17 protein-coding genes are annotated in these 17,689 nt (G+C 60.9%); 10 read left to right on the top strand and 7 right to left on the bottom strand.

The genetic code is table 11. From position 1 onward, the window contains the following. The first annotated feature begins 117 nt into the window (after nt 1–117). Nucleotides 118–1,095: an NADPH:quinone reductase gene (locus BLO50_RS14790; protein ID WP_090254240.1), complete on the top strand. Its 978-nt coding sequence runs from the start codon at nt 118–120 to the stop codon at nt 1,093–1,095. 15 nt (nt 1,096–1,110) lie between these two features. Here BLO50_RS14790 and tsaC read toward each other — a convergent pair whose 3' ends face one another. The 3 genes from tsaC to BLO50_RS14775 form a co-directional block, all read right to left on the bottom strand. After that, a complete protein-coding gene (gene tsaC, locus BLO50_RS14785) occupies nt 1,111–1,668 on the bottom strand; it encodes an L-threonylcarbamoyladenylate synthase type 1 TsaC (protein ID WP_090254238.1) in 558 nt (185 codons plus the stop codon). Nucleotides 1,669–1,709: 41 nt separating this feature from the next. Then, nucleotides 1,710–2,825, bottom strand: a complete 1,116-nt coding sequence (gene dprA, locus BLO50_RS14780; RefSeq protein ID WP_090254237.1) for a DNA-processing protein DprA — start codon at nt 2,823–2,825, stop codon at nt 1,710–1,712. 88 nt (nt 2,826–2,913) lie between these two features. Continuing rightward, complete coding sequence (locus tag BLO50_RS14775) at nt 2,914–3,939, bottom strand: LysM peptidoglycan-binding domain-containing protein (protein ID WP_090254235.1); 1,026 nt, start codon at nt 3,937–3,939, stop codon at nt 2,914–2,916. 152 nt (nt 3,940–4,091) lie between these two features. Here BLO50_RS14775 and def point away from each other — a divergent pair, with 152 nt between their 5' ends. The 5 genes from def to BLO50_RS14750 are packed head-to-tail and all read left to right on the top strand — an operon-like array spanning nt 4,092 to nt 8,624. After that, nucleotides 4,092–4,598: a peptide deformylase gene (gene def, locus BLO50_RS14770; protein WP_090254233.1), complete on the top strand. Its 507-nt coding sequence runs from the start codon at nt 4,092–4,094 to the stop codon at nt 4,596–4,598. A 58-nt stretch (nt 4,599–4,656) separates the two neighbouring features. After that, nucleotides 4,657–5,601, top strand: coding sequence for a methionyl-tRNA formyltransferase (gene fmt / locus BLO50_RS14765; RefSeq protein ID WP_090254231.1), 945 nt, complete (start codon nt 4,657–4,659; stop codon nt 5,599–5,601). Next, the gene (gene rsmB / locus BLO50_RS14760) at nt 5,598–6,911 is read left to right on the top strand and encodes a 16S rRNA (cytosine(967)-C(5))-methyltransferase RsmB (RefSeq protein WP_090254229.1); all 1,314 of its coding nucleotides are present in this window, start codon (nt 5,598–5,600) and stop codon (nt 6,909–6,911) included. Before fmt ends, rsmB begins: the two co-directional genes overlap by 4 nt. A gap of 12 nt (nt 6,912–6,923) precedes the next feature. After that, the gene (gene trkA, locus BLO50_RS14755; RefSeq protein WP_090254226.1) at nt 6,924–8,297 is read left to right on the top strand and encodes a Trk system potassium transporter TrkA; all 1,374 of its coding nucleotides are present in this window, start codon (nt 6,924–6,926) and stop codon (nt 8,295–8,297) included. A 9-nt stretch (nt 8,298–8,306) separates the two neighbouring features. After that, on the top strand, nt 8,307–8,624 hold the full coding sequence (locus BLO50_RS14750; RefSeq protein ID WP_090254225.1) for a hypothetical protein: 318 nt from the start codon (nt 8,307–8,309) through the stop codon (nt 8,622–8,624). A gap of 18 nt (nt 8,625–8,642) precedes the next feature. On the opposite strand, the gene BLO50_RS14745 is transcribed toward BLO50_RS14750, so the two are convergent. The 3 genes from BLO50_RS14745 to BLO50_RS14735 all read right to left on the bottom strand — a co-directional run bounded on the left by BLO50_RS14745 (nt 8,643) and on the right by BLO50_RS14735 (nt 10,474). Continuing rightward, the gene (locus tag BLO50_RS14745; RefSeq protein WP_090254223.1) at nt 8,643–8,915 is read right to left on the bottom strand and encodes a PilZ domain-containing protein; all 273 of its coding nucleotides are present in this window, start codon (nt 8,913–8,915) and stop codon (nt 8,643–8,645) included. A gap of 68 nt (nt 8,916–8,983) precedes the next feature. Continuing rightward, nucleotides 8,984–9,871, bottom strand: a complete 888-nt coding sequence (locus BLO50_RS14740) for a lysophospholipid acyltransferase (protein ID WP_090254221.1) — start codon at nt 9,869–9,871, stop codon at nt 8,984–8,986. 45 nt (nt 9,872–9,916) lie between these two features. Then, nucleotides 9,917–10,474 (bottom strand): DNA-3-methyladenine glycosylase I, encoded by a 558-nt coding sequence (locus BLO50_RS14735; RefSeq protein WP_090254219.1) that lies wholly within the window; start codon nt 10,472–10,474, stop codon nt 9,917–9,919. Between the two features lie 66 nt (nt 10,475–10,540). Here BLO50_RS14735 and glyQ point away from each other — a divergent pair, with 66 nt between their 5' ends. The 4 genes from glyQ (at nt 10,541) to BLO50_RS14715 (ending at nt 14,969) form a co-directional block, all read left to right on the top strand. Further along, nucleotides 10,541–11,488: a glycine--tRNA ligase subunit alpha gene (glyQ, locus tag BLO50_RS14730; protein ID WP_090255151.1), complete on the top strand. Its 948-nt coding sequence runs from the start codon at nt 10,541–10,543 to the stop codon at nt 11,486–11,488. Beyond that, nucleotides 11,485–13,539: a glycine--tRNA ligase subunit beta gene (glyS, locus tag BLO50_RS14725; protein WP_090254217.1), complete on the top strand. Its 2,055-nt coding sequence runs from the start codon at nt 11,485–11,487 to the stop codon at nt 13,537–13,539. Before glyQ ends, glyS begins: the two co-directional genes overlap by 4 nt. 90 nt (nt 13,540–13,629) lie before the next feature. Continuing rightward, nucleotides 13,630–14,163, top strand: coding sequence for a D-glycero-beta-D-manno-heptose 1,7-bisphosphate 7-phosphatase (gene gmhB, locus BLO50_RS14720; protein WP_090254214.1), 534 nt, complete (start codon nt 13,630–13,632; stop codon nt 14,161–14,163). A gap of 32 nt (nt 14,164–14,195) precedes the next feature. Further along, nucleotides 14,196–14,969: a lysophospholipid acyltransferase family protein gene (locus tag BLO50_RS14715; protein ID WP_090254212.1), complete on the top strand. Its 774-nt coding sequence runs from the start codon at nt 14,196–14,198 to the stop codon at nt 14,967–14,969. Between the two features lie 302 nt (nt 14,970–15,271). Here the strand turns inward: BLO50_RS14715 and gyrB are convergent, their stop codons facing one another. Beyond that, nucleotides 15,272–17,689 (bottom strand): DNA topoisomerase (ATP-hydrolyzing) subunit B, encoded by a 2,418-nt coding sequence (gene gyrB, locus BLO50_RS14710; RefSeq protein ID WP_090254210.1) that lies wholly within the window; start codon nt 17,687–17,689, stop codon nt 15,272–15,274.

Genomic DNA, 17,689 nt, shown 5'->3' with positions numbered 1-17,689 from the left:
ATAACACCAGCCACCCCACGGCCGCAGTTGACGACGGTCAATGCAGACGATTGGATAACGGCACGTTTCTGCCCGTGCGGGCATCATCCAGGCATTCAATCGCGGAAGACTCTGAAAATGGCCATGCGTATCCAGTTCAACCGTCACGGCGGCCCGGACGTTCTCGAGTACAGCGACTACAGCCCCGCCGCCCCAGGCCCTAATGAAGTGCGGGTGCAGAACCAGGCGATTGGCCTGAATTTTATCGACACCTATTTCCGCAGCGGCCTGTATGCGCCGCCGGCCCTGCCGTCCAGCCTGGGCACCGAGGGTGCGGGGATCGTCGAAGCAGTAGGCTCGGCAGTCAGCGGCTTTCAGGTGGGTGACCGCGTGGCCTATGCCACTGGGCCGCTGGGCGCCTACAGCGAGCTGCATGTGCTGCCAGCCGAAAAGCTGGTAAAGCTGCCGGATGCGATCAGCTTCGAGCAGGCCGCCGCAGTGATGCTCAAGGGCCTGACGGTGCAGTATCTGCTGCGCCAAACGTTCCCTCTGCAAGGTGGCGAAACCATTCTGTTTCATGCCGCCGCCGGCGGGGTCGGCTCCTTCGCCTGCCAGTGGGCCAAAGCGCTTGGGGTCAAGCTGATCGGTACCGTCAGCTCCGCCGAAAAAGCGGCGCGGGCCTTAGAGCAGGGCGCCTGGGCGACCATCGACTACAGCCATGAGAACGTCGCCCAGCGCGTGCTGGAACTGACCGATGGCAAGAAGTGCCCGGTGGTCTACGACGGCGTCGGCAAGGACACCTGGGAAACCTCGCTGGATTGCGTGGCGCCGCGCGGCCTGCTGGTTAGCTTCGGTAATGCGTCGGGCGCCGTAACCGGCGTCAACCTGGGCATCCTCGCGCAAAAAGGTTCGCTGTTCGTCACCCGCCCAACCCTGGCCGGTTACGCCGATACGCCTTCCCGGCTGCAGGCGATGGCTGACGAACTGTTCGCCATGATTGCCAGCGGCCAACTGCAGGTGGAAATCAGCAACCGCTATGCACTTAAGGACGCCGCGCTGGCGCAAACTGCGCTGAGCGCGCGGCAAACCACCGGTTCGAGCATTCTGCTGCCCTAGACGGTTTGGCTGTGATCAGGACGGTCTGATCACATCACCGCTGATCAAGTCGCGAATCAGACTCGGGTTCTTGCGGCCGCCCAACGCTCCACCAAGCACCGCATCCAGCTGACCAGGGAAGTACTGCTCGACACGCAAACGACTGCGCGCGGACGGGCGGCCTGCCGGATTAGCTGAGGTCGAGACCAGCGGCCCGGTCAGGCGGCAGAGCGCGCGCACCTGCGGATGATCACTAACGCGCAGGGCTACGCTGTCATGCTGGCCACTGATCCATTCGGGCAAGCGGTTCTGATGCGGCACCAGCCAGGTGTTCGGGCCTGGCCAGCTGCCGGCCAGGCGCGCCAGCCAGATTTCCGGGAGGTCTTCGAGCAGAAAGTCGAACTGTTCGATATCGGCGGCCACCAGAATCAGCCCCTTGTGCACGGGACGATCCTTCAGCGCCAGCAAGCGCTCCACCGCCTCGTCATGCCAGGGATCACAGCCCAACCCCCATACCGCTTCGGTCGGATAGGCAATCACCCCACCATTGCGCACCACCCGTGCAGCTTGCTGTATCTGCCAGTTGCTGACCATTCACTGCTCTCCACTAAGGCCTGGCTGGCAGTGTATCCAAGCTAAAGCGCGCGGCCCACCCAGCGGCCGTTTTCGCAGGCAACACGGCCGTCTAGCTCGAGCTCGGTCAGCGCAGCCAACACTTCGGCCAAGGGCAAACCACTGGCCACCACCAACGCTTCGCTGCTATGCGGCGCAGCATGCAACAGGGCCAGTAATGGGTGACTGGGCGGTTCTGGCCTGCGCGCGGCGTTGGTGGATGGCTGCGCCTGCCAGCCACGCAATGCCTGCAGAATGTCTTCGATACTTTCAACCAGTGTCGCCCCTTCGCGAATCAACTGATGGCAGCCACGCGCGCCTGGATGATGAATCGAGCCAGGAATCGCATAGACCTCACGACCCTGTTCAGCGGCCAGACGTGCAGTGATCAGAGAACCGCTGGAGGGGCTGGCTTCCACCACCAGCACGCCAACTGATAGACCGCTGATGATGCGATTACGCCGGGGAAAGTTGCTCGCCTGAGGCGGGCAATCCAGCGGTAACTCGGAGACCAGTGCACCACCACGGGCAACGATATCCGCTGCGAGTTTCTTGTGCCGCGCCGGATATAAACACTGCAAGCCGGTGCCGAGCACAGCGACCGTCTTACCACCGGCATCCAGTGCGCCCTGATGGGCCGCGCCATCAATACCCAAGGCCAAGCCGCTGGTAATCACAAAGCCGCCGCCCGCCAGGCTGCGAGCAAAACTCTGCGCAGTATCCAACCCTGGCCGCGATGCACGCCGGCTGCCGACCATGGCCAGTTGCGGCTGCTCCAGCAAAGTCGGGTCACCTGCAACAAACAGCAACGGCGGTGCATCCGCCAACTCAGCCAGCAGACCTGGATAAATCGCGTCATCCCACATCAACAAATGATGCGTATCGACGTCCAACCAGGCCAGGCTCCGCGCCGCACGCTCACGCACCTCAGTGCTACGTCGCGCCTCACTGCATGCCTGCGGCAGACCCAGAGAACGCCAGGCACTAGCAGGCGCGCTGAGCGCAGCTGAAGCACTGTCGAAGGCCCTGAGGAGTTTGCGAAAGCGGCGAGGACCCAGCTCCGGCAAGCAGTGCAAACGCAGACGCGCTTCCAGTTCAGCGGGAGAGATAGCAGGGGAAATAGCAGAAGACTGCGACATGCGGATCATCCTTGATCGGTCGCGCCGCGCGGGCGGCAGGAAATTCAGACGGGAATAAAAAAGCCCCGCGTTTGCGGGGCTTTCGGTGTTACGGGTTACGTACTTTGTCCATGATCGCCAGCGAGCGAGAAGCTCCCAGCACCAGGCCATAGCTGAGCTTGTCATAGGTGCGGAACACCATCAGCAAGCCCGAACGCTCGTCCGGAATTTTCACCGACTCACCGGTTACCCGGTCGCGTACGGTTTCACCAGTTTTATATACAGCTAAAACATTACCTTCGCTCAGACCGTCACGGGCACCCTTGTTAATGGTCACCACATCGAACTGACCGATCTGCGTAACACCACGCGGCACATCGAGGATCACTCCGCTGATTTCGCCAGCAGGCTCACTCGGCATAAAGGTCGAATTAATGGCCCGCTCTTCGGTTGGGAACAACCGGTCGCCAAGGCGAACTTCCTGAGTCGAGCGGCTCAACACCATAGTGCCGACATCGCCTTCCTCAGCCACGATCTCACCCGAGCCGATGTCATCGGCGTTAATGCCGAGGAATTCCTGGGTTTCCGGATCCACGTAGGTTTTGCCCTGGCGGAAGATGCCATAAGCCGGCGCCGACTCGTCGAAGCGGCCACGGGCATAGACACGATCACCGGCACCACTGACCACGCGCTCGGCGTTGCCGGCCACGATGTAGGGCGCGCCCTGGAACTGCTCAGGGGTATCAACAATACGGTTGCTCAGCAGGAAGCTATTGATTGCCTCCAGCGGAATCGCCGGAATGGCTTCAGCCATCGGCGTGCTGCGCACCTGCGGCGACAGCTTGATGGTGCCGCGCGACTCGCCGCGATTGAGCATCAACCGTGGCTGACCATCGATATACACCAGACTGAGTTGATCGCCTGGATAAATCAAATGGGGGTTTTCCACCTGTGGGTTGGCATGCCAGATTTCAGGCCACTTCCACGGTTGACTTAGAAATTTGCCAGAGATATCCCAGAGGGTATCGCCCTTGACCACGGTATAACGGTCTGGGTGACCGTCCTTGAGTTGCACGGCGGCCTGGGCCAAGCCACTTGCCGCAACCAGCAGCAGGGCGAGTAGTGATTTCCTCATGCGGTGAATCCCTTTATTATGTGTCTTCACGTGGAGCGCCCTAGCGCCGCGACATAACCCAGTCGTGCTGCGGCGTGAAGCCGTTTTTCAATGCTGCTCATCATCTTAGCAGCGGATTTTGACTTTATTCCACAAGTGCATCACAAACGCATATGGCGATCCTGAATATCCTCGAATTTCCCGATCCGCGCCTGCGCACCATCGCCAAACCGGTGGACGTGGTCGATGACGCCTTGCGTCAACTGATCGATGACATGTTTGAAACCATGTACGACGCACCGGGTATCGGCCTGGCCGCGACGCAGGTCAACGTGCACAAACGTCTGGTGGTGATGGACCTGTCCGAAGACAAATCCGAGCCACGGGTGTTTATCAACCCCGAGTTCGAGCCGCTGACCGAGGAAATGGATCAGTACCAGGAAGGTTGCCTGTCAGTGCCAGGCTTCTACGAAAACGTCGACCGCCCGCAGAAGGTCAAGATCAAGGCGCTAGACCGCGATGGCCAGCCCTACGAGCTGATCGCAGAGGGCCTGCTTGCCGTGTGCATCCAGCATGAATGCGACCACCTCAATGGCAAGCTGTTTGTCGATTACCTGTCTAATCTCAAACGCGACCGCATCAAGAAGAAGCTGGAAAAGCAGCACCGCCAGCAGGCTTAAGCCACACCTTTCAAAGGCTTGCTACGGCAAGCCTTTTTCTTTCTAGCAGTGAGAACCCATGTCTGAGTCTTTGCGTATTGTCTTTGCCGGCACCCCGGAATTCGCCGCCGAACACCTCAAGGCCTTGCTCGACACGCCACACCAGATCATTGCCGTCTACAGTCAGCCTGATCGCCCGGCCGGCCGTGGACAGAAACTCACCCCCAGCCCAGTCAAGCAGCTCGCCCTGCAGCACGATATTCCGGTTTACCAGCCGCAGACCCTGCGCGATCCCGCAGCCCAAGCCGAGCTAGCGGCACTCAAGCCCGATCTGATGGTGGTGGTGGCTTACGGCCTGATCCTGCCGCAAGTGGTGCTGGATATCCCGCGCCTGGGCTGTATCAACAGTCACGCCTCGCTGCTGCCACGCTGGCGTGGCGCCGCACCGATCCAGCGCGCGGTAGAGGCCGGTGATGCTGAGTCCGGCGTTACCGTGATGCAGATGGAAGCCGGCCTGGACACAGGGCCGATGCTGCTCAAGGTCAGCACGCCCATTTCTGCCGAAGATACCGGTGGCAGCCTGCACGACCGGCTCGCCAGTCTCGGCCCGCAGGCGGTGATTCAGGCAATCAGCGGCTTGGCCAGCGGTAGTCTGGTTGGTGAAGTGCAGGACGACAGCCTGGCCACCTACGCACACAAACTGAACAAGGATGAAGCGCGCCTGGACTGGAGCCGACCGGCCATTGAGCTGGAACGCTTGGTACGCGCTTTTCACCCGTGGCCTATCTGCCATAGCACGCTAGGTGGCGAAGCCATCAAGGTGCACGCCGCAGCACTGGGCGAAGGGCAGGGCCAACCCGGCAGCATCCTCGCCGCCGATAAATCCGGCCTGACCGTGGCCTGCGGCGAAGGCGCGCTGCGTCTGACCCGCCTGCAACTGCCCGGCGGTAAGGCGCTGAACTTCAGTGACCTGTATAACAGCCGCCGCGAGCAGTTCGCCCTGGGCCTGGTGCTCGGTCAATGAACCCGCGTCTCGCAGCCGCCCGCGCCCTGGCCGTGGTGCTCAATGGCAAGGCTTCGCTGGGTAGCAGCCTGCCGCCGTTGCTGGATAAGGTCGAGCAGCGCGACCGTGGCCTGGCTCAGGACCTGGCCTTTGGCACCGCACGCTGGCAGCCACGCCTGGCCCTGATTGCCGAGAAGCTGCTGCAGAAACCCTTCAAAGCCGTCGACCGCGATGTCGAAGCGCTGCTGCTGATTGGTCTCTATCAGCTGTTCTACACGCGCATTCCGGCGCATGCGGCCATCGGCGAGACCGTGGCCTGTGTCGACAAGCTGAAGAAGCCTTCACTCAAGGGCCTACTGAATGCCGTGCTGCGCAATGCCCAACGCGAGCATGAGTCGCTGCTGGCCGAGCTGGATCGCGATCCGGTGCTGCATACCGCTCACCCGCGCTGGCTGCAGAAGGCCCTGAAAGCTCAGTGGCCGGAACACTGGGAGGCCATCTGCGTGGCCAACAACGCCCACCCGCCGCTGATTCTGCGGGTCAACCGCCGCCTCGGCAGTCGCGATGACTACCTGGCCGAACTGCACCGCGTAGGCTTTGAGGCGGAGCCTTGCACGTTTAGCCGTGACGGCATTCGCCTGCTGCAGGCATGCGATGTCACCACCCTGCCGGGGTTTGCCGAAGGCCGCGTCAGCGTGCAGGACGAAGCGGCGCAGCTGGCTGCCGAACTGCTCGACCTAGCGCCCGGCCAACACGTGCTAGACGCCTGTGCCGCGCCAGGCGGTAAGACCTGCCATCTGCTGGAAGCCGAGCCCTCACTGGCCGGCGTTGTGGCGGTGGACCTGGAAGAAAAACGCCTGGTGCGCGTACGCGAGAACCTCAAACGTCTGGGCCTGGAGGCCGAGCTGATCGCCGCCGATGGCCGTGACCTGGCCGCCTGGTGGGACGGCAAGCCGTTCCAGCGCATCCTGCTCGACGCGCCCTGCTCGGCCACCGGGGTGATCCGCCGTCACCCGGATATCAAACTGACCCGTCAGGCCGATGACATTCCCGCGCTGGCCAAGCTGCAGGGCGAGCTGCTGGATAGCCTGTGGCAGACTCTGGAAGTCGGCGGCATCCTGCTTTACGCCACCTGTTCGGTGATGCCGGCGGAAAACAGCGAGAATATTGCTGCCTTCCTGGCGCGCACGCCGGGCGCCCGTGAGCTGGATATTGCCGGAGCGTTCGGCCATAAAACCGCCCACGGTCGCCAGCTATTCCCGCAAGTCGACGGCCACGACGGCTTTTACTATGCCAAGCTGATGAAAATCGCTGCCGCTCCGCGCGGCTGAGGAACAGACTGCATGAAGATCATCATTCTCGGTGCAGGCCAGGTTGGCGGCACCCTGGCGGAACACCTGGCCAGCGAAGCCAACGACATCACCGTGGTCGACACCGACGGTGACCGTCTGCGCGACCTCGGCGACCGCCTGGATATTCGTACCGTACAAGGTCGTGGTTCGTTTCCCACGGTGCTGCGCCAGGCCGGCGCGGACGACGCCGACATGCTGGTGGCAGTGACCAACAGCGATGAAATCAACATGATCGCCTGCCAGGTCGCCTACAGCCTGTTCCACACCCCGACCAAGATTGCCCGTGTACGTGAAGCGGCTTACCTGACCCGGAGCGGCCTGTTCAGCAACGAATCGATCCCGGTCGACGTACTGATCAGCCCCGAGCAGGTGGTCACCAACTACATCAAGCGCCTGATCGAATACCCCGGTGCCCTGCAGGTGATCGACTTCGCTGAAGGCAAGGCCCAGCTGGTGGCGGTCAAGGCCTACTACGGCGGCCCACTGGTCGGTCAGCAGCTGCGTCAATTGCGCGAGCACATGCCGAATGTCGACACCCGGGTGGCCGCGATCTTCCGCCGCAACCGGGCGATCATGCCGCAAGGCGATACAGTGATCGAAGCCGATGACGAAGTATTCTTTATCGCCGCCAAGGCGCATATCCGCGCGGTGATGAGCGAAATGCGCCGCATGGAAGACAGCTACAAGAAGGTGGTGATCGCCGGCGGCGGGCATATCGGCGAACGTCTGGCCGAGGCCATCGAGAGCCGCTACCAGGTGAAGATCATCGAGATGAACCCGGCGCGCTGCCGTTACCTCTCGGAAACCCTCGACAGCACCATCGTGCTACAAGGCAGCGCCTCGGACCGCGACTTGCTGGTGGAAGAAAACATCAGCGACGCTGACATCTTCCTGGCCCTGACCAACGACGACGAAGCCAACATCATGTCCTCCTTGCTGGCTAAGCGTTTGGGCGCGCGTAAGGTAATGACCATCATCAACAACCCGGCTTACGTTGACCTAGTGCAGGGCGGCGAAATCGACATCGCCATCAGCCCGCAGCTGGCCACCATCGGTACCCTGCTGACCCACGTGCGCCGTGGTGATATCGAAAGCGTGCACTCCCTGCGCCGCGGTGCAGCCGAAGCCATTGAGGCGATTGCCCATGGTGATGCTAAATCGAGCAAGGTAGTCGGCCGCGCCATCGCTGATATCGCGTTGCCGCCGGGCACCACCATCGGGGCGATCATCCGCAACGAAGAGGTGTTGATCGCTCACGACAACACGGTGATCGAGACGGGCGACCATGTGATCCTGTTCCTTGTCGACAAAAAGTACATCCGCGATGCCGAGCGTCTGTTCCAGGTCGGCCTGACCTTCTTTTAGGAATCGACCATGAGCACCGAAGCCCTGGAGAAGATGCTGGCCAAAGGCATGGACAATGCCGTGCTGCGTTTTGGTCTGGGTAAGGGCTATCTGGATGCGGCGGAGTTCGCCCAGGCGGCGGAGCATTTACAGCGCTGCGTTGAGTTCGATGCGCAGTATTCAGCCGCCTGGAAGCTGCTCGGCCAGGCGCTGAACAAGCAGGGACTGCACGACGAGGCGCGCGCGGCCTGGCAGCAGGGCTTGCGTGTGGCAGAAGAGAAGGGTGACAAGCAGGCAGGCAAGGAAATCAGCGTATTTCTCAAACGCCTGGATAAGCCCGCTCGGTAACTCAGGAAATAGCCTGAACTATTCCTCGGTTTGCACAAAGCGCAGGCCAACGCCCAGGGCTTCGACACGTACCACTTCGAGCGTGAGGATCGGCGCTTCCATCGGCAAGCCCTGCACTTGGCCTTGCACTTGCTCACCCATGCTGAGCATATTTTGCGCCTGGTCCATCAGCACATAGACGCCGCATTCGGAAATATCCCGCGTGGTGACCATCAGCTCACCGTGCACCGGATGGTCGATACGCAGGCGTACCTTCAGGGGTGTGCGGACATTCTTTCGACTATTGCTCATGCGCCGTCCGTCAGAGTGGGTTCCCCCAGCCTAGTCGAGAGCAGGCTTCGCCTGCAACTCAGACCCATTCAATACCACTTGGCTTCGCCGGCAGGGCGCTTCTTGAAGCGCTTCATGCTCCACATGTACTGGCTCGGGTAGCTGCGTACATAACGCTCGATAACCTTGCTCATCGCCGCCACGGCGGTGGCCGTATCAGTGCTGTACATCGCTTCGGGCGCGGCTTCCAAAATGACCTTAAAGCCCGAACCATCCGGCAGACGCAGCGCATGCAGAAATACCCCGCAGGCCTTGCCACCGCTCAACATACCGGCAACAAACTTGCTGGTCAGCGCCTCGGTACCGAGAAAGGGCACGAATACCCCGGAAGACAGGCTCGGCTCGGGATCGGCCGGAATGCCCACCGCACCGCCTTTGCGCACTTCCTTGATCACGCTGAGGATGCCTTCCTTGGTCGACGGCGCAACGCGGTTCCCCAGCTGCACACGCTGCTGGCGCAGCAGATCGTCAACGGCTTTGAGCTTGGGTGGACGGTAGAAGATGATCGGTTTGCACTGCGCGCAGTAAAAGTGGTTAAGCACTTCCCAGTTGCCGAGGTGGCTGGTGATGCCGACTACGCCCTTACCGCTGGCCAATGCCTGCTGCAGGACTTCCAGGCCCTCGACTTCACGCACCAGGCCGATGGATTTCTGCGCCGGCCAGATCCAGGCACAGGCGCTTTCGGTCAGGGTTCTGCCGATATCCATCAGCGATTGGCCCAGCAGACGCTGGTGCGCGGCTTCATCCAGTTCGGGAAAGCACTTGCGCAGGTTGATGCTGGCCACTTCGCGCGAGCCATTCGGCAGCTTCCACATCAGCCAGCCAATCGCTGCGCCCACGCCCTGTACGGCGCGCCACGGCAGCAAGGCAAACAAACGCAGAAAGCCCACCACCAGGGCACCTTTGAGCTTTTCCACAGGCAACTCCAGCCGATCAAAAGGCGCTTATTGTAACCACCCGAGCTAGCGAGTGGTCAGTTGCGCGTAACGGTCACAGTCGCTGGTGTGATCCATGACCATCCCCGTGGCCTGCATATAGGCGTAGCAGATGGTCGGGCCGACAAAGGTAAAGCCGGCCTTTTTCAGCGCCTTGCTCATCGCCTCGGCCTCGGCGGTTACTGCCGGCACCTGGCCGCGCTCGCTGAAGTGATTGATCTTCGGCGCGCCGCCAACAAACGACCAGAGCAGCGTCACCGGGTCTTCCAGCTTGAGCCAGGCCTGAGCGTTTTTGCGCACAGCCTTGAGCTTGAGGCGGTTACGAATGATGCCGGCGTCCTGCATCAGGGTGTCTTCGATGTACTCGTCGGTGAGCATGGCCAGACGCTGCACATCAAACCCGAACAGCACCTTGCGATAGTGCTCGCGCTTCTTCAGCACGGTGATCCACGACAGACCTGCCTGAAAACCCTCCAGCAGCAGTAACTCGAACAGCACCTGGGGGTCGCGTTGCGGCACGCCCCATTCTTGATCGTGGTACGCCTGATACAGCGGATCGTCATTGCACCAGAAACAGCGTGGCATGCGGGTTTTCCTGAGCTTCGGTATACTCGCGGACTTTCTGAAGCCGCCAAAGTACGGGTGAAATTTGTGAGCCAGACTACGCCTGCCGTGCGCACCTTCCAAGACTTGATCCTCGCCCTGCAACAGTACTGGGCCGAACAGGGCTGTGTGGTGTTGCAGCCCTACGATATGGAAGTTGGCGCGGGCACCTTCCACACCGCCACGTTTCTCCGTGCCATCGGTCCTGAGACCTGGAACGCCGCCTATGTGCAGCCTTCCCGTCGTCCGGCTGACGGCCGCTACGGCGAGAACCCTAACCGTCTGCAGCATTACTACCAGTTCCAGGTGGTCTTGAAGCCGAACCCGGAAAACTTCCAGGAGCTGTACTTAGGCTCACTGAAAGCCATCGGCATCGACCCGCTGGTGCACGACATTCGCTTCGTCGAAGACAACTGGGAATCGCCGACCCTCGGCGCCTGGGGTCTGGGCTGGGAAATCTGGCTGAACGGCATGGAAGTCACCCAGTTCACCTACTTCCAGCAAGTCGGCGGCATCGAGTGCTACCCGGTGACCGGTGAGATCACTTACGGCCTCGAGCGCCTGGCCATGTACCTGCAGGGCGTCGATTCGGTGTACGACCTGGTGTGGACCGACGGCCAGTTCGGCAAGGTCACCTATGGCGATGTGTTCCACCAGAACGAAGTGGAGCAGTCGACCTATAACTTCGAACACGCCAACGTCGAGAAACTCTTCGAGCTGTTCGACTTCTATGAAAGCGAAGCCAACCGCCTGATCGAGCTGGAGCTGCCGCTGCCAACCTACGAGATGGTGCTCAAGGCCTCGCACACCTTCAACCTGCTGGATGCGCGCCGCGCCATCTCGGTAACCGCGCGTCAGCAGTACATCCTGCGCGTGCGCGCCCTGGCCCGTTCGGTGGCGCAGAGCTACCTGCAAGCGCGGCGCAAACTCGGCTTCCCGCTCGCCACCCCCGACCTGCGTGATGAAGTTTTAGCCAAGCTGGAGGCAGCAGAATGAGTGCGCGTGATTTCCTGGTAGAACTGGGCACCGAAGAGCTGCCACCGAAAGCCCTGAAAACCCTCGGTGAAGCCTTCCTCGCTGGTATCGAGAAAGGCCTGAAAAGCGCCGGCCTGAGCTATGGCCAAGTGCGCTATTACGCTGCACCACGCCGTCTGGCCGTGTTGATCGAGCAGCTTGAAGAACAGCAAGCCGATCGCACCCAGAACCTCGATGGCCCGCCCATCCAGGCAGCCTTCGACAAGGACGGCAACCCGACTCAAGCGGCCCTGGGCTTTGCCAAGAAGTGCGGCGTCGAGCTGAGCCAAATCGACCAGAGCGGCCCTAAGCTCAAGTTCAGCCAGAGCATCCCAGGCCAAGCCGCTGCCGGTCTGCTGCCCGCTATCGTCGAAACCTCGCTAAACGAGCTGCCTATCCCTAAGCGTATGCGCTGGGGCGCGCGCAAGACCGAATTCGTCCGCCCGAGCCAGTGGCTGGTGATGCTGTTCGGTGACGAGGTGATCGACTGCGAAATCCTCGCCCAGCAAGCCGGCCGCGTCTCCCGTGGCCATCGCTTCCACGCCAACCACGAAGTGCGCATCAGCGCGCCGGCCAACTACGCCGAAGACCTGCGCAGCGCCTATGTGATTGCCGACTTCGCCGAGCGCCGCGCGCAGATCGCCGCCCGCGTCGACCAGCTGGCGGCCGAGCAGCAGGGCACCGCCATCGTACCGCCGGCGCTGCTGGATGAAGTCAGCGCCCTGGTCGAATGGCCGGTGCCGCTGGTCTGCTCCTTCGAGGAACGCTTCCTTGAAGTGCCGCAGGAAGCGCTGATCACCACCATGCAGGACAACCAGAAGTACTTCTGCCTGCTGGACGCCAACGGCAAGCTGCTGCCGCGCTTTATCACCGTGGCCAACGTTGAGAGCAAAGACCCGGCGCAGATCATTTCCGGCAACGAGAAGGTGGTGCGTCCACGTTTGACTGACGCCGAGTTCTTCTTCAAGCAGGACAAGAAGCAGAAGCTGGAAAGCTTCAACCAGCGCCTGGCCAACGTGGTGTTCCAGGCCCAGCTCGGCTCGGTCTATGACAAAGCCCAGCGGGTTTCCGCCCTGGCTGGTTTTATTGCCCAGCGCATCGGTGGGGACGCCACCCGCGCGGCGCGTGCCGGCATCCTCTGCAAGTGCGACCTGGCCAGCGAGATGGTCGGCGAATTCCCGGAAATGCAGGGCATCGCCGGTTACTACTACGCCAAGCACGACGGCGAAGCCGAAGACGTGGCCCTGGCGCTGAACGAGCAATATATGCCGCGCGGCGCCGGTGCCGAACTGCCAAGCACCCTCACAGGTGCCGCCGTGGCCCTGGCCGACAAGCTGGATACCCTGGTCGGCATCTTCGGCATCGGCATGCTGCCCACCGGCAGCAAGGACCCCTACGCCCTGCGTCGCGCGGCCCTCGGTGTGCTGCGCATCCTGATCGAGAAGCAGCTGGATCTGGATCTGGCCGAAGCCGTCGCCTTCTCCATCAAGCAGTTCGGCGACAAGATCAAGGCCGACGGCCTGGCCCCCCAGGTGCAGGACTTTATCTTCGACCGTCTGCGCGCCCGTTATGAGGACGAAGGCGTCGAAGTAGCCGTGTACCAGGCCGTACGTGCGGTCAGCCCGACCTCGCCGCTGGACTTCGACCAACGTGTGCAGGCCGTGCAGGCCTTCCGTGCACTGCCGCAGGCGGCAGCTCTGGCGGCAGCAAACAAGCGCGTGTCCAATCTGCTGAGCAAGGCCGAAGGCCAGGTGGCTGCCAGCGTGCAGGCCCACCACTTCGACAACCCCAGCGAGTTCGCCCTCAACGCCGCCATCCAGCAGGCCGAGCATGCTGTGCAGCCGCTGGCCGCAGCGCGTCAGTACAACCTGGCGCTAAGCCAGCTGGCCAACCTGCGCGAGCCGGTGGACGCCTTCTTCGAGGCGGTACTGGTCAACGCCGAAGACCCTGCCGTGCGGGCTAACCGCTATGCGCTTCTGGCCAAGCTGCGTGGCCTGTTCCTCGGCGTGGCTGATATCTCGGTACTCGGCTAAGTCGATCGTAGGATGGGTGGAGCACAGCGCTACCCATCATCACCTTTACCGGCTGGCGGCCATCACCGCCAGCCGGTTACGGATTACCGCATGAAACTGCTGATTCTCGACCGCGACGGCGTGATCAATTACGACTCCGACGCCTATATCAAAAGCGTCGCCGAATGGATGCCGTTGCCCGGCGCCATCGAAGCCATCGCGCGCCTGTCGCAAGCCGGCTGGACGATCGCGGTGGCCACCAATCAATCCGGGGTCGCCCGCGGCTATTACGACCTGGCCACACTGGAAGCCATGCACGCGCGCCTACGTGAACTGGTGACGGCGCAGGGCGGCGACCTGGGCCTGATCGTGCACTGCATCCACGGCCCGGATGAGGGCTGCGCATGTCGCAAACCGAAACCCGGCATGCTCGAGCAGATTGCTGCGTACTATGGCGTAGCACTTAAGGGCGTGTGGTTTGTCGGAGACAGCAGCGGTGACCTGACAGCGGCCGGCGCCGTCGATTGTCAGCCAGTTTTGGTAAAGACCGGCAAGGGCGAACGCACCCTGGCGAAAGGATTGCCAGCGGGCACCCTGGTATTCGATGATCTGGCGGCGGTTGCCGCACAGCTTCTCCACTTATAAAGCAGGCGCTGCCTGCGACGGTAAAAGCTCCCATGTCGATAGTGCAGACCCTCAGAACCGTTCTCTTCTATCTGTTGTTGTCTTCCAGCGCCTTTGTCTGGTGCACCCTCAGCGTCTTCGTTGCACCCTTCCTACCGTTTCGCGCGCGCTATCGCTTTGTTATCCAGAACTGGTGCCGCTGCGCCACCTGGCTGGCCAAGGTGGTAGCCGGCATCAACTATGAGATCAAGGGCCTGGAGAATATCCCCGAACAGCCCTGCGTGATCCTCGCCAAGCACCAAAGCACCTGGGAGACCTTCTTTCTATGCGGCTACTTTGAGCCGCTCAGCCAAGTGGTCAAGCGCGAGCTGCTGTATGTACCGTTCTTCGGTTGGGCCATGGCCATGCTCAAACCTATCGCCATCGACCGCAGCAACCCCAAGGCGGCGCTCAAGCAGCTGGCCAAGCTTGGCCACAAACGCCTGGGGCAGGGCGCCTGGGTGCTGGTATTCCCGGAAGGCACGCGTATTCCACCGGGCCAGATCGGCAAGTTCAGCCGTGGCGGCGCCTCCCTCGCAGTGAATGCCAACCTGCCGGTGTTGCCGATTGCCCACAACGCCGGCGAGTTCTGGCCCAAGTTGGGATGGCGTAAAACCCCAGGTACCGTTCAAGTAGTGATTGGCCCACTGATGCACGCTGAAGGTAGCGGTCCGCGCGCCATCGCCGAGCTCAATGATCGTGCGTTTGCCTGGGTCAGCCAGGCGCAACGCGATATCGGCTCACTGGATGCACAGAGCCAGCCTCTGGAAGCCCAGGAGCCGGCCTAGCCCAATTGTGGATAACCTGTGCGCGAAATACCGGCAGAGTGCTATTAAGCCTTTCAAGGTAATGATTTATAAGCAGTTTTAATGTGCATCTAACCAACTGCTTTTCGTGCATAAGTTTTCCGACGTAACCTCAAGCCGGCCTCAGTGTCGGCTTTTTTATCGCTCAAATTTGCTCGGGTACGGATGTGCGCTGCATGCCTGCGGCTATGTTCCATGTGGAACAAAAAAGCCCCTGCTGAAGTTAATCAGCAGGGGCTTTTTCTAGACAGAAACCAGCGTGTGTCTGGCGTCCTCCGGCTGTTTTAGAAGTCCAGGTTGGACACAGCCAGCGCGTTGGTCTCGATAAAGTCCCGACGCGGTTCAACGGCATCACCCATCAGGGTGTTGAAGATCTGATCGGCAGCAATCGCGTCTTCGATACGCACCTTGAGCATGCGGCGTACTTCCGGGTCCATGGTGGTTTCCCAGAGTTGATCCGGATTCATTTCACCGAGACCCTTATAGCGCTGAATGCTGTGGCGTTTGGTGCTTTCGGCCATCAGCCAGGCTAGAGCATCCTTGAACGTGCTGACGTGCTTCTTGCGCTCGCCGCGCTGCACAAAGGCACCTTCTTCCAGCAGGCTGTTGAGCTGATCGCCCAGGGTAGTAACGGTCTTGTAGTCGTTACTGGCGAAGAAGTCGCGGTTGAAGATGATGTAGCTGGAAACCCCATGGGAAACCAGTTCCACCTGCGGCAACCAGAGGTGACGCTCCTGGTCTTCGCGCAGACTGGTTTTGTACACCAGACCGGACTTCTCCATACCCTTGAGGCGCGCATCAAGCAGGCCCAGCCATTGCTCCATAGCTGCCTTGTCCGCCAGTTGCTCGGTTTCCACGCGCGGGATGTAGACGAAGTGCTCGGTGAGCTCTAACGGGTACAGACGCGACAAACGGTTAAGAGTCTTCATCACCAGACGGTAATCGTTGACCAGACGCTCCAGCGCCTCGCCAGACAGACCTGGCGCGCTTTCGTTGACGTGCAGGCTGGCGTCTTCCAGAGCCGACTGGGTCATGTACTCATCCATGGCCTCGTCGTCCTTGATGTACTGCTCCTGCTTGCCCTTCTTGACCTTGTACAGCGGCGGCTGAGCGATATAGATGTACCCACGCTCAACCAGCTCCGGCAGCTGACGGAAGAAGAAGGTCAGCAGCAGGGTACGGATGTGCGAACCGTCGACGTCGGCGTCGGTCATGATGATGATGTTGTGGTAACGCAGCTTGTCGATGTTGTACTCATCGCGGCCGATACCACAGCCCAGGGCGGTGATCAGGGTACCGACTTCCTGGGAGGAAATCATCTTGTCGAAACGCGCTTTCTCGACGTTGAGGATCTTGCCCTTGAGCGGCAGGATCGCCTGGGTCTTGCGGTTACGGCCCTGCTTGGCAGAACCGCCCGCGGAGTCCCCTTCCACGATATAGAGTTCGGAAAGGGCAGGGTCTTTCTCCTGGCAGTCGGCCAGTTTTCCCGGCAGCCCGGCGATATCCAGCGCGCCTTTACGGCGGGTCATTTCACGAGCTTTACGCGCTGCTTCACGGGCGCGCGCAGCGTCGATCATCTTGCCGACTACGGCCTTGGCCTCGTTGGGGTTTTCCAACAGGAAGTCGGAGAAGTACTTGCCCATTTCCTGCTCGACCGCAGTTTTCACTTCGCTGGAAACCAGCTTGTCTTTGGTCTGCGAGCTGAACTTCGGGTCCGGTACTTTTACCGAAATAATCGCGGTCAGGCCTTCACGGGCATCGTCACCGGTGGTGGCAATCTTGTGCTTCTTGGCCAGACCTTCCTGCTCAATATAGGCATTCAGGTTACGCGTCAGCGCCGAGCGGAAGCCGGCCAGGTGGGTACCACCGTCACGCTGAGGAATGTTGTTGGTGAAGCACAACAGGTTCTCGTTGAAGCTGTCGTTCCACTGCAGGGCAACTTCTACACCGACACCGTCGTCACGCTGCACGGTGAAGTGGAATACCTGGTTGACCGGGGTTTTGTTGTGGTTGAGGTATTCAACGAAGGCACGCAGACCGCCTTCGTACTTGAACAGCTCTTCCTTGCCGCTGCGTTCATCCTTGAGCAGGATGCCCACGCCAGAGTTGAGGAACGACAGTTCGCGCAGACGCTTGGCAAGAATGTCCCAGCTGAAATGGATATTGGCGAAGGTGTCTTCGGACGGCTTGAAGTGGATCTGCGTACCGGTAACATCGCTGTCGCCAACCGCGGCGATCGGTGCCTGAGGCACGCCGTGGATGTACGTCTGTTCCCAGATCTTGCCGCTACGGCGGATGGTCAGAATCAGTTCCTTGGACAGGGCGTTAACCACTGAAACGCCTACGCCGTGCAGACCACCGGAAACCTTGTAGCTGTTGTCATCGAACTTACCGCCTGCGTGCAGGACGGTCATGATCACCTCAGCAGCGGAAACGCCTTCTTCCTTGTGCATATCGACCGGAATACCACGGCCGTTATCGCGCACGCTGATCGACTCATCCGGGTGGATGGTGATGGTGATTTCGCTGCAATGCCCAGCCAACGCCTCATCAATCGAGTTGTCGACCACCTCGAACACCATGTGGTGCAGACCGCTGCCATCGTCGGTATCGCCGATGTACATGCCAGGCCGCTTGCGTACGGCATCCAGGCCCTTGAGGACCTTAATGTTATTGGAGTCGTACGTTTGGTTTTCGCTCAT

Origin of the sequence: Pseudomonas peli (genome assembly GCF_900099645.1) — a bacterium.
Classification (GTDB): Bacteria; Pseudomonadota; Gammaproteobacteria; order Pseudomonadales; family Pseudomonadaceae; genus Aquipseudomonas; species Aquipseudomonas peli.
The sequence above is the reverse complement of the archived record's forward strand: the minus strand, read 5'-3'. Positions and strand labels throughout refer to the sequence as shown.